Source organism: Amycolatopsis silviterrae, from assembly GCF_042684085.1.
GTDB classification, from domain to species: Bacteria; Actinomycetota; Actinomycetes; order Mycobacteriales; family Pseudonocardiaceae; genus Amycolatopsis; species Amycolatopsis silviterrae.
On sequence record NZ_JBHUKS010000038.1, the window covers coordinates 98,561 to 110,084 of the forward strand.

The window sequence follows — 11,524 nt, forward strand, 5'->3', positions numbered from 1 at the left end:
CGCTCGTAGGGTCGACGGCATGACCACGACAGCACGACTTCCGGTACAGCCGCTCCGGCTCAAGATGGCGGAGCTGGCGCCCGAGGCGTACAAGGCGATGATCCGCTTCGACGCCGCGACCCGGCACGGCCTCGACCCGGTCCTGCGGCAGCTGGTCTGGATCCGGGCTTCGCAGATCAACCACTGCGCCTTCTGCATCGACATGCACTCGAAGGACGCGCTGGCCGCTGGCGAAACTGCCGAGCGCGTCATCCAGCTCCCCGCCTGGCGGGACTCGAAGCACTTCTACACGGCGAAGGAGGTCGCCGCGCTGGAGCTGACCGAAGCGGTCACTGTGCTCACCGACGGCTTCGTGCCCGACGACGTCTTCGCGCGCACTGCGGAGCACTTCGAGGAGGCCGAGCTGGCTCAGTTGATCGCGACGATCACGGTGATCAACGCGTGGAACCGGTTCGCGGTCACGACGCGGATGGTGCCCGGCGAATACGTGCCGGGGGAGCATTAGGACGGTGGTCTGGACCACTATGTGAGCAGGATCGTGGGCGGCCATACCGGCGGTTTGACCGGGGAAGCGGAAAAGGGCATCCGAGATTTCGGGTGCCCTTTTTCTGGTCTCGTGACTTAACCGATCCAGCTTGATTACCGTACGTGCTCGGTTTGTCTGGTGTATCGAGGTTCGGCAATGTAAGCAGATGCTTAAAAGCTTGGTGGGCGGCGGTTTGGTGCCTTTCTGACGGCTTGTGACGGCGACTACTGACGGTGAGTTTGACCCGCGAGGGTGAGGTTGATTCCGGATGCCGTAGTTAGCGTGGTCGGAGCGATCCAGACGCGGTTTCCGGATCGTTGTCCGCTCTCGTGGAAATGGAGTTCCGTGATGACCCGGGGTGACGCACCGGTGGTCTGGCTGATTGCCGGTACCCGGCCGGAGGCGATCAAAATGGCGCCGGTCGTGCAGGAGATGCGCCGGTCTGGCCGGCTGGAGCCGGTGCTCGTCGCGACCGGGCAGCATCCGGAGCTGGTCGACCAGGTGCTCGCGGCGTTCTCGCTGACCCCGGACCTGCGGCTCACGCTGAACCGGACCGACGGCGGGCAGCCGGAACTGATGGCGCAGCTCGTCACCGGGCTGGACGCGTTCGCCGCGCAGCGCCCGCCCGCGGCGGTGCTGGTGCAGGGCGATACGACGTCCACTGTGGCCGGTGCGCTGGTCGCGTTCTGGCGCAGGATTCCCGTGGTGCACTTGGAAGCCGGGCTGCGGTCGTTCGATCTGCAGTCGCCGTTCCCGGAGGAGCTGAACCGGCGGCTCGTTACGCAGACGGCTAGCTTGCACCTGGCCCCGACGCCGGTGGCCGCGCAGAACCTGCGTGCGGAGAACATCGATGACAGTGTCCTGCTGGTTACCGGGAATACTGTGGTGGACGCGATTTCCCGGGTGACGGACCGGCCAGTGTCCTTTGCCGACAGTGCGGTCGCCGATGTGGTCGAGTCGGCGACGCGAGGCGAGTGCCGGTTGGTTCTGGTGACCGCGCACCGGCGGGAGTCCTGGGGCATGCCGCTGATGCGCATTCTGTCCGCTGTGGACATTCTGCTGGCGCGTCATCCGGACGTTCGCGTTCTGCTGCCGATGCACCCGAATCCGGCTGTGCAGCAGGCGGTCACTGCGGCGCTCGCCGGCAACTCGCGGGTGGTGCTGACCCCGGCGCTGCCTTACGAGCAGACCGCGGCGGCGATCGCGGCGAGTTCGCTCGTGCTGTCCGATTCCGGTGGTATTCAAGAGGAAGCTCCGACGTTCAAGGTTCCGGTGCTGGTGCTGCGGGACACGACGGAACGGATGGAGGCCGTCAACGCCGGTTGCGCGATGCTGGTCGGCACGGACGCGGACTTGATTGTGGAAACTGCGTCGAAACTGCTGACCGATGCGGCGCAGCGAACGGCGATGAACGCGCGCACCAATCCGTTCGGCGACGGCCGCGCCGCGGAACGCACTGAGCAGGCGGTGGCCTGGATGCTCGGTCTGGCGGCGGAAGCGCCGGAACCGTTCGCGCCGGAGCTGGCTGAGGCCGGGCAGTGAACCCACGGTTCCCGGCGTGGTTGCGGCTCGGGATCATTGTCGTCGCGGTGGTCAGTTTGGTGGGCGGGATCGTCGTGGTCGTCTCGGACGACGGTGCCGGCTCTGCGGCGGCCGCTCCGGCCGAACCGGTTCTGCGGCAACCGAAAATCGGAATGGCCGGGCCTGGCGGCCGCGACGATCGGCGCACGCTGGTGCTGTTCGACGACGGGCGGCGGCTGCGGCCGAGCCCGCCCGCGACGCAGGTCGCCGAGGAGGCGCAGGCCAACGCGATCCAGACGGCGAACCTGGTTTCCCGTTCCACCGCTTGGCGAATGCTGCCTGCCGCCGACTACCGGCGTGGCGAGCTGAACGAGTACCAGGCGGTCGTCTACGTCGGAACGGTCTACGACGCGCAACTTCCGCCCGCCCTGCTGGACGACGTGAGCCGGACCCGGCTGCCGGTGGCGTGGATCGGCAGCAATATCTGGCAGCTGTTCGACCGTACGCCGGCGCTGGCCGGAAAATGGGGCTGGACGTGGGCTCCGTTCCGGGAGGAAAAGGTTACGACGGTGTCCTATCGGGACACGGATCTGCGGCGTGACCCGAACGCGGGGATCGACGTCGTGGGAGTGCGGGTGACCTCGCCGAAGGCGAAGGTGCTGGCGCAGGCGAAGTCCGCGGACGGGGTGGCGTCTCCGTGGGCGGTCCACAGTGGATCTTTCACCTACCTGGCGGAAGTGCCGTATTCCTATGTCGGTGCAGGCGACCGCTATCTGGCGGCCGCGGACATTCTTCTCGGCGTGCTCGCGCCCGATGCGCCGGAACGTCGGCGTGCGTTAGTGCGGATCGAGGACATCGGCCCGCGTACGCCGGCTGCGGAAGTGCGGGCGATGACCGACTACCTCAGTGGTCATGGGGTGCCGTTCTCGCTGGCGGTGTACCCGTACTACGCGGATCCGCGCGGGTCGGCGAATGGTGGGAAGCCGACGTTCGCGCGGCTGGTGGACAGCCCGGAACTCGTTGCGGCGCTGCGGGATGCGGTCGCGCGCGGCGGGACCTTGGTGATGCACGGGTATAGCCACCAGTACGGCGAGGCGGACAATCCGTACTCGGCGACCAGCGGGGCTGACTACGAGTTTTATCGCGCGACTGTGGACCACAAGGACAATGTGCGGCTCGGCGGTCCGGTTCCGGAGGATTCGCCGGAGTGGTTCCGCGGCCGGATCGCGACCGGTCTCGCCGAGTTCGACCGGGTCGGGCTGCCGCGGCCGGAGGCGTTCGAGTTTCCGCACTACGGCGGGTCCGCTGTGGACTATCAGGAGACTGGCCGGGTCTTCCCGCTGCGGTACGACCGGGGAAGCTACTACGCCGGACAGTGCGACGGCGGCCAATGTGGACGGACTGACGTGTCCTATCGCGAGGTGTACGGCCAGTTCTTCCCGTATCCGGTCCGTGACGTCTACGGGACCGTCGTGGTGCCGGAGAACGTCGGAAACGTGGCTCCGGCCCAGTTCAACCAGCACGCCGCGCGTACCGCCGACGACATCCTGGCCGACGCGAAAACCCATCGCGTGGTGACCGACAGCGTCGTCAGCTTCTTCTATCACCCGTTTCTTGGCATCGGCGACCTTCGGAAGGTGGTCGAAGGCATCGAGGGGCTCGGCTACCGCTTCGTGTCCCCGGCTGCCGTTGCTGCTTGAGTTTCTTCTGGAAGGAAAAGAAATGTCTGTCACCCGGGTCGCTCCCGCGGTCGTGTCCGCTGCCGCGATCGGTGTCGCGCCGTTGCACGGGGTGCTGTGGTTTGTCTTGTCCGTCGTCGGATTCGTGGCGATGGCGTTGACGGTCCGTTCGGTCCGGCTGCGCACCAGCGGATCCCGGGGCCGGCACGCGGCATGACGCAGCCGTGGTGGTTCGTGCTGCTGCTGTGCTGGTGGCCGGTGCACAACCTGGTGCTGGCGGCCTTCGCCTGGCGCGCGCCTCGGCCTGCGCCGGAACGTTCGCCGAGCCTTCTGCGGTTCTGGATTGTCATTCCGGCGCTGAACGAAGAGCGCGTCATCGCCAACACGGTGCGGAACGCCCTGCGGCTGGGCAGCGCGGAAACTCCGGTGCGGGTGCTGGTCATCGACGACGGGTCCGACGACGCGACGCCGGAGATTGTCGCGGGCATCGCTGACGACCGGTTGCATGTTTTGCGTCGTGACTTGCCGAATGCGCGACAAGGCAAGGGTGAGGCGCTGAACGCGGGCTATCGGTACATCGACGCTATTGCGGCGCGCGAGGGCACTGTTTCGCAGACGGTGGTCGGCATTATTGACGGTGATGGGCGCGGTAGTGCCGGGCTGCTGACCGAGGTCGCGGCGATGCTGCGCAGCCGCGGGGTCGGGGCGGTGCAGTGCCGGGTGCGAATCCACAATAGACACCGGTTGCTGGCGCTGTTGCAGGACTTGGAGTTCGGGGCGATCGCGGATGCGTCGCAGTCATTGCGCGACGTCCTCGGCAGCGTAGGGATGGGCGGGAATGGGCAGTTCACCCGGCTGTCGGTGCTGCGGAAGTTCGGGCCGTCGCCGTGGAGCGACTGTCTGGTCGAGGATCTTGAATTGGGGCTGCGGCTGCATCTCGCCGGGGTGCGGATCCGGTACACGCAGCGGGCTTGGGTGACCCAGCAGGGGCTGGAGGACACGCGTCGGCTGTTGCGGCAGCGAACTCGCTGGGCGCAAGGGAATCTCCAGTGTTCGCGGCATTTGCGCAGTCTCGCGACCTCGCGATTCATTGCCGGGACCGGGTTGTTCGACTTCCTTGTCTACCTCGTGGTGCCGTGGCTGACCGTTCCGCTGTCTTTGATCGCGGTGGCATTGCTGGTGATCGTGCCGGTGGCAGTGCTGACCGGGAACTCGTTCGGCGGCTTGGTCGCGGAGACGGGGAACCTGTCGCAGGCGGTGGTGTGGTGGCTGGCCGCGTTGCTGCTGCCCGGAATCATGTGGGCGATCGTCTACTTTGTCCGGTTGCGTGACGAGCCCTTGCATCGGGCGTTGCTGGCTGGCTTGTGTTATCCGGCCTTCTTGCTGCTCGGCGTGCTGGCGACCTGGCGAGCCGTGTTCCGGATCGTGTTGAAGCGGAACGTGTGGGCGAAAACGGAAAGGCTGGCAGAGCTGCCAGCCTGACCGTCCTCACAGGGTGCGCAGCAGCCGCACCGGGTTTTCCATGCAGTCGGCGACGAAGCGGAGGAATCCGCCCGCGGTGCCGCCGTCGCAGACGCGGTGGTCGAACGCCAGCGTCAGCTCGGTGATCTTGCGGGCGGTGACCTGTCCGTCCACAATCCACGGCCGGTCGATGATGCGGCCGACGCCGAGGATCGCCACCTCCGGGTAGTTGATGATGGCGGCCGAACCGTCCACTCCGAACACGCCGTAGTTGTTCACGGTGAATGTGCCGCCGGTGAGATCGGCCGGCGCGAGCTGCCCGGCGCGGGCTTGGCCGGTGCGGTCGGCGAGCGCGGCGGACAGGCCTTCCAGGGTCTGCTGATGCGCGTTCCGGACCACGGGGACGACCAGGCCGCGGTCGGTCTGCGCGGCGAAGCCGAGGTGGACCGCGGACGGGATGACGATCTCGTCGCCGTCCAGATGCGCGTTCAGCTCGGGGAAGCGGCGCAGGCCCGCGACGGCGAACCGGGCGATGAGCGCGAGCAGGCTGATCTTCGGGGCGTGCGGATCGCTGTTGAGCGCGGTGCGCAGCTGCAGCAGTTCGGTCGCGTCGACGTCCACCCAGACGGTCGCCTCGGGGATTTCGCGGCGGGAGCGGGCGAGTTTGTCGGCGACGGTTTTGCGCAGGCCGCGCAACGGGATCCGCTGCTCGTCGGGGGTTGCCGCGGGAGTGGTTGGCGTGGTGATCGCGCGTTCGACGTCGGCGCGGCTCACGATGCCGTCCGTGCCGGTGCCGGTCAGCGTGTGGAGGTCCACTCCGGACTCTCGGGCAAGGCGGCGGACGAGAGGCGAGACTACGCGGATGCGGTCCGAAGTGGACTTTGGTGCTGGCGTCGGGGGTGCTGCGGGTGCCTTGCTGCCGCGTGGTCGCCTCGTGCGCCGGGTGCCGGTTTGGCTGGTGCCATAGCCGATCAGGACGTTTCCGCTGCCTTCCGGCGTCACGACGCCGGGTTCGGTGAAGTCCGCGGCACTGTCCACAGTGATCAACGGGCTGCCGACGGTCAGCACCTCGCCGGCCGCTCCGTGCAGCGTCGCGACCCGGCCCGCGAACGGCACCGGAACCTCGACGCTCGCCTTCGCGGTCTCGACCTCGACGACCGTCTGGTCGACGGTGACGGTGTCGCCGACCGCGACGTGCCACGCGACGATTTCCGCCTCGGTCAGGCCTTCGCCGAGGTCAGGCAGTTTGAAGACAGCCATCACTTCTCCCCGTCGAGCGGTGCCGCGTCGTCCCACTGGAGCCGCTCGATCGCGTCCAGGATCCGGTCGACGCCCGGCAGGTGGTGCTGTTCCAGATTCGGTGCCGGATAGGGAATGTCGAATCCGGCGACGCGCAGGACCGGCGCTTCCAGGTAATGGAAACAGGTCTCGGACAACTGCGCGGCGACCTCGGCGCCGTAACCGCAGAATCGGCTCGCCTCGTGCACCACGACCGCGCGGCCGGTGCGCCGAACGGACGCGGCGACCGTTTCCAGATCGAATGGCGCGAGGCTGCGCAGATCGATCACTTCGGCGCTGTAGCCCTCTTCGGCGGCGGCTTCGGCAGCTTCGAGGGTGGTGCCGAGCGCGCCGCCGTAGGAAATGAGGGTGACGTCGCTGCCCTCGCGGCGAATCACTGCTTTGTCGAGCCCGGGGGAATGACGTTGCGGGTCAACGGTTCCCTTTTCCCAGTACCGGCGCTTGGGCTCCAGGAAAATGACCGGGTCCGGGCTGTCGATCGCTTGGCGCAGCAGGGTGTAGGCGTCGTCCGGCGTGGCCGGGGTGACGACGCGCAGGCCGGCCGTGTGCGTGTAGTAGACCTCGGACGAATCGCAGTGGTGCTCGACACCGCCGATGCCGCCGCCGTAGGGCACGCGGATCACCACGGGCAGTTCGACCTGGCCCTTGGTTCGGTTGCGAAGCTTGGCGAGGTGGCTGGTGATCTGCTCGAACGCGGGGTAGGCGAACGCGTCGAACTGCATTTCGATCACCGGGCGCAGGCCGTTCATCGCCATCCCGATCGCGGTGCCGACGATGCCCGATTCGGCCAGCGGCGAGTCGAAGACGCGAGCGTCGCCGAAGCGGGCGGCCAGTCCGTCGGTGACGCGGAAGACTCCGCCGAGCGTGCCGACGTCTTCGCCGAAGACGAGTACGCGCTCGTCCTCGGCGAGTGCGTCGGCGAGGGCGCGGTTGAGCGCGCCGGCGAGGGACAGCGTTGTGTCCAGGGTGGCGGTCATGCCTGGTCCTCAGTGTTCTCGTTCGCCAGTTCGGCGGCCTGCTGCCGTAGGGCGGCGGTCGGTTCGGCGTACACGTGCCGGAAGAGATCCGCCGGGTCGAGCTGGGTGTCGACGTTCATTCGCTCGCGCAACGCGGCGGCTTCCTCTTCGGCGCGCGCGTCGATCTCCTGCTGCGCCTTGTCGTCGAGGAGGCCACGGTCGGTGAGGTACTGCTTGAGGCGGCTGATCGGGTCGCGCGTGAGCCACTGCTCGACTTCGGCCTTGTCGCGGTAGCGCGTCGCGTCGTCGGCGTTGGTGTGCGACTCCATGCGGTAGGTGAGAGCTTCGATCAGCGTCGGCCCTTCGCCCGCTGCGGCGCGCTCGACCGCCTGCTCGACGACAGCGTGTACGGCAGCCGCGTCATTGCCGTCAACGAGCACGGACGGCATGCCGTAGCCGACACCCTTGTACGCGAGCGAAGGCGCAGCAGTCTGCTTCTCAAGCGGGACGCTGATGGCGTAGCCGTTGTTCTGTACGAGGAAGACCACCGGTGCCTTCCAGACAGCGGCGAAGTTCAACGCTTCGTGCGTGTCGCCTTCGCTGGTGGCACCGTCACCGACGAGAACGAGCGAGACCGTGTCCTCGCCCTTCACGCGCGCAGCGTGCGCGAAGCCGACCGCGTGCAGCGTGTTGGTGGCGAGCGGCGTGCACTGCGGTGCGACGTTGGCGCGGTACGGGTCGTAGCCGCAGTGCCAGTCCCCGCGAAGCAGCGTAAGGACTTCGACCGGATCGACGCCGCGTGCGACGACGGCCATCGAGTCGCGGTAGGTGGGGAAAAGCCAGTCCTGCGGGCGAAGCGCGAGGATCGAGCCGATCTCGGCGGCCTCCTGCCCGCGCGCGGACGGGTACACGGCGAGACGGCCCTGCTTGGTGAGCGCGGTGGCCTGGGTGTCGAAACGGCGTCCGGAAATCATGCCGCGGTAGAGGCGGAGGAGGACGTCGTCCGCGGGCATCGCGAGCGCAGGGTCAGGCACCGGCGTGCCGTCGGCGGTCACGAGGCCGAGCGGCTCGTCGCTGGGCAGGAAGTAGGACGCAGCAGTGCGTTCCGTGGTGGTCACCGACAGCTCCCATCGACGAAGACGAGTAGACCCTGATACTCACTGTATGGCGATCAGGGATCCAGACTTGTGCGGGAACTGTGGAATGATGGCTCGGTTGTGGAGTCTGGGTTGGACGATTGGCTTGCGAGGTGGCGCGGATGTCCCAGCCGGGTGGACAAATGGCAGCGGCGCTGGACGAGGTCGACCTGAAACTCATCGCCGAGCTGAAGAAAGACGGCCGGGCTTCGATGCGCGCCCTCGCCGAACGCGCGCACATTTCGCGGGCCGGTTGCTACACCCGCGTGGAGCGGCTGCACCGCGAGGGAGTGATCACCGGCTACGCGGCCGTGACCGATCCGCGCCGGATGGGGCAGGGCCTGGCGGCGTACGTGTACTTGAAGGTCACGCAGAACTCGTGGCGCACGGTGAGCGCGGAGCTGAAGCACATCCCGGAGATCGAACACGGCGGCCTGGTGTCCGGGGACAACGACCTGATCCTGTTCGTGCGGACCCGCGACGCGGACAGCTTGCGGGACCTGGTGTTCGAGCGGTTGCAGTCCATGCCGGACGTGCTCTCGACGCACACCGTGCTGGTCTTCGACGAGCTGTGAACTCTCGTCAGGCCGGTTTCACCAGGTAGATCGCCAGCCGGAGCAGCCCGGTCGCTTCGAACGGCATCGGCGTGCGGCGGTAACCGGCCCGCTCGTAGAGGGCGATGTTGCGTTCGCTGGACGCGCCGGTGAAGAGGACGTACTGCTTCGTCTCCGGGGGTGCGTGGCGCTCGGCGTGCTCAAGGAGGAACCGCCCGAGGCCGCGCCCGGCCAGATCCGGCGCGACCATCAGGCGGCCGATTTCCCAGCTGTAGCTGTCGACGGTGCGGGCGCGGACCGCGCCGACGAGCCGGTGCCCTTGCCGGACGACCCAGCTCTGCCAGTTCTCGATCGACTTGCGGACCTCGGCGAGGTCCTCGGTCAGCGCGGGGTGCTCCAGGGTGTTGTTGAGCAGGGCTTCCTGCACCCAGCAACACCGCTGGAGCACCATCAGTTCGGCGGCGTCGTCCGGGGTCGCCGGGTGCAGGGTCGCGCCGGGGAGGGTTTCGAGGTCCACCTGTCCTGTTTAGCCAGGAAGCCCGCTCAGGGCAACGGTTCAGGAGCCACGGTTCAGGAGCCCAGGACGAACTCCGCGCCGAACGGATCGCGGATGGTCACCATGCGCCCGTACGGGCTGTCCTGCGCTTCGACGATCTCGCCGCCCAGTTCGGCTGCCCGGGCACCGGCCGCGTCCGCGTCGGTGGACAGGAAGAGGGTGCCCCACGCCGAAGCCGGGGCCGTCGGGTCGCCCATGATGCCGCCGATCTCGTGGCCGTCCGGGCGGCGGAGGAAGGTGAAGTCGACGCCGGGCAGGTCGTCGTTGCCGTCGAGGGTGAAGGCGAAGACGGTGCAGTAGAAGTCGCGCGCCGGCTGGGGAGCGGGTGTGACGAGGTCGTTGCGCATCAGGGCGCTGGCTTCGTTGACGAGCCGGGCACCGGGGAGCTTGCGGCCCTGCCAGATCCCGAACCGCGCGCCGGTCGGGTCTTCCGCGACGGCGACGCGGGCGTGGTCGCCCTCGTCGCGGGGCTGGTCGAGGACCTTGCCACCTGCGGCGATGACAGCTTTGGCGGTGGCGTCGCAGTCGTCGGTGGCGAGGTAGACCGTCCACGCTGGCCGGGGGGCGGCGGCTTGGCGCAGGCCGGCGACGGGGAGGTCACGGAGCAGGCAGTGGTCGCCGTCGAAGGTCCAGCCGAGGACGGTGCCGTAGAAGCGTTGCGCGCGGTCCAGGTCCGGCACGGTGAGGTCGATCCAGGTCGGAGTGCCGAGCGGCTGGTTGCGGTCGACGGTGCTCATTGCGGTCCCTTCGTCGGTGATGCCGACGACGTTAGGGTCTATTGCGGACAGCTGCGGTCCTCGGTCGAACGCTCAGCATGTGGGAGAAGGTGGCCGGGCGCGGTTCGGCGCACGCATTCTTGATCAGGCACCCCGGATCGGAATGGCAGGCGAGAATGCGCACGTCCCCGCTCGACAACCCCGCCTGGGCCGCGCTGAGCGGCCCGGACGCGTCCTTCGCGGAGCAGAAGGGGCAGGTCCTGCGGTATCAGGCGGACATTTCTCCGTTTCTGGCCGTGCCGGACCAGCCGGACGAACGCGTGTGGCACGACATCGCCGACCTCGTCGGTCCTGGGGCGTCGGCACTCGTGGTCGGCGGCGTCCGGATTCCGCCGCCCGCGGGCTGGACGGTGGAAGCCGAAATGGCCGGCGTCCAGATGGACGGCTCGGCGGCTCCCGCGGCCGCCGACCCGGAAGCGGTGCGGCTGACCGAGGCGGACGTCCCGGAGATGCTCGACCTGGTGGCCCGGACGAAACCCGGCCCCTTCCTGCCCCGGACGATCGCCCTTGGCGCCTACCTGGGCATCCGCCGCGACGGCGCGCTGGTGGCGATGGCGGGCGAGCGGATGCATCCGCCGGGCTGGACGGAGATCAGCGCGGTGTGCACCGACCCGGCGTTTCAAGGACAGGGGCTGGCGGCCCGGCTGGTGCTGGCGGTGGCCGCGGTGATCCGGGAGCGCGGGGAACGGCCGCTCCTGCACGCCGCCGCGACGAACACCGGCGCGATCCGGCTGTACGAGAAGCTGGGGTTCCGGTTCGCCCGGGACATGGTGTTCGGGGTTTATCGCACTCCGGAGTGGTGATGCCGCCGCGGCGGTAGCCGGCAGGGGGGCGACCGGCCCGTGTTCGCGCACGCGGTGGCGGTGCAGGCGAGCTGGGCACGAGGACGAATACGGGCTGAGTGCGGGGATCCTTCCTGTCTCGGCGGGTACGTGGTGTCCATTGTGGATCTAGGGGGAGTTAGGGGTCGTTGCGCCTGGTGGGCGCGGTTACCGTGGGTCGGCGAAGAAGGATCCGTGGCCGGGTCGTCCCGGCGCAGACGTCGGAAAGGCGGTGGGAC

General features: G+C 68.3%; 12 protein-coding genes. 7 read left to right on the forward strand and 5 right to left on the reverse strand.

From position 1 onward, the window contains the following. Positions 1 to 19 precede the first annotated feature (19 nt). The 5 genes from ACFSVL_RS44130 to ACFSVL_RS44150 all read left to right on the forward strand — a co-directional run bounded on the left by ACFSVL_RS44130 (position 20) and on the right by ACFSVL_RS44150 (position 5,208). Entirely contained in the window at positions 20 to 505 is a 486-nt protein-coding gene (locus ACFSVL_RS44130) for a carboxymuconolactone decarboxylase family protein (protein ID WP_378313758.1), read from the forward strand. 369 nt (positions 506 to 874) lie between these two features. After that, positions 875 to 2,068 carry a non-hydrolyzing UDP-N-acetylglucosamine 2-epimerase gene (gene wecB / locus ACFSVL_RS44135; RefSeq protein WP_378313759.1) on the forward strand — a complete coding sequence of 398 codons (1,194 nt, stop codon included), beginning with the start codon at positions 875 to 877 and terminating at the stop codon, positions 2,066 to 2,068. After that, complete coding sequence (locus ACFSVL_RS44140) at positions 2,065 to 3,747, forward strand: DUF2334 domain-containing protein (protein ID WP_378313761.1); 1,683 nt, start codon at positions 2,065 to 2,067, stop codon at positions 3,745 to 3,747. Before wecB ends, ACFSVL_RS44140 begins: the two co-directional genes overlap by 4 nt. A gap of 22 nt (positions 3,748 to 3,769) precedes the next feature. After that, a complete protein-coding gene (locus ACFSVL_RS44145; RefSeq protein ID WP_378313763.1) occupies positions 3,770 to 3,943 on the forward strand; it encodes a hypothetical protein in 174 nt (57 codons plus the stop codon). Next, entirely contained in the window at positions 3,940 to 5,208 is a 1,269-nt protein-coding gene (locus ACFSVL_RS44150; protein WP_378313765.1) for a glycosyltransferase family 2 protein, read from the forward strand. Before ACFSVL_RS44145 ends, ACFSVL_RS44150 begins: the two co-directional genes overlap by 4 nt. A 6-nt stretch (positions 5,209 to 5,214) precedes the next feature. On the opposite strand, the gene ACFSVL_RS44155 is transcribed toward ACFSVL_RS44150, so the two are convergent. From ACFSVL_RS44155 to pdhA, 3 genes are read right to left on the reverse strand one after another with little or no spacing between them, the layout of a single operon-like run. Then, entirely contained in the window at positions 5,215 to 6,447 is a 1,233-nt protein-coding gene (locus tag ACFSVL_RS44155) for a dihydrolipoamide acetyltransferase family protein (RefSeq protein WP_378313767.1), read from the reverse strand. Next, on the reverse strand, positions 6,447 to 7,463 hold the full coding sequence (locus ACFSVL_RS44160) for an alpha-ketoacid dehydrogenase subunit beta (RefSeq protein ID WP_378313769.1): 1,017 nt from the start codon (positions 7,461 to 7,463) through the stop codon (positions 6,447 to 6,449). Before ACFSVL_RS44160 ends, ACFSVL_RS44155 begins: the two co-directional genes overlap by 1 nt. Further along, positions 7,460 to 8,560: a pyruvate dehydrogenase (acetyl-transferring) E1 component subunit alpha gene (gene pdhA, locus ACFSVL_RS44165; protein WP_378313771.1), complete on the reverse strand. Its 1,101-nt coding sequence runs from the start codon at positions 8,558 to 8,560 to the stop codon at positions 7,460 to 7,462. Before pdhA ends, ACFSVL_RS44160 begins: the two co-directional genes overlap by 4 nt. Positions 8,561 to 8,721: 161 nt before the next feature. On the opposite strand from pdhA, the gene ACFSVL_RS44170 reads away from it, so the two are divergent. Beyond that, positions 8,722 to 9,153 (forward strand): Lrp/AsnC family transcriptional regulator, encoded by a 432-nt coding sequence (locus ACFSVL_RS44170; protein WP_037363909.1) that lies wholly within the window; start codon positions 8,722 to 8,724, stop codon positions 9,151 to 9,153. A 7-nt stretch (positions 9,154 to 9,160) separates the two neighbouring features. On the opposite strand, the gene ACFSVL_RS44175 is transcribed toward ACFSVL_RS44170, so the two are convergent. Both ACFSVL_RS44175 and ACFSVL_RS44180 read right to left on the reverse strand, forming a co-directional pair. After that, positions 9,161 to 9,649 carry a GNAT family N-acetyltransferase gene (locus ACFSVL_RS44175; RefSeq protein ID WP_378313774.1) on the reverse strand — a complete coding sequence of 163 codons (489 nt, stop codon included), beginning with the start codon at positions 9,647 to 9,649 and terminating at the stop codon, positions 9,161 to 9,163. A 53-nt stretch (positions 9,650 to 9,702) separates the two neighbouring features. Continuing rightward, entirely contained in the window at positions 9,703 to 10,425 is a 723-nt protein-coding gene (locus ACFSVL_RS44180) for a VOC family protein (protein ID WP_378313776.1), read from the reverse strand. A 155-nt stretch (positions 10,426 to 10,580) separates the two neighbouring features. Between ACFSVL_RS44180 and ACFSVL_RS44185 the strand changes: the two genes are divergently transcribed. Further along, complete coding sequence (locus ACFSVL_RS44185) at positions 10,581 to 11,267, forward strand: GNAT family N-acetyltransferase (RefSeq protein WP_378313777.1); 687 nt, start codon at positions 10,581 to 10,583, stop codon at positions 11,265 to 11,267. Positions 11,268 to 11,524: the final 257 nt, after the last annotated feature.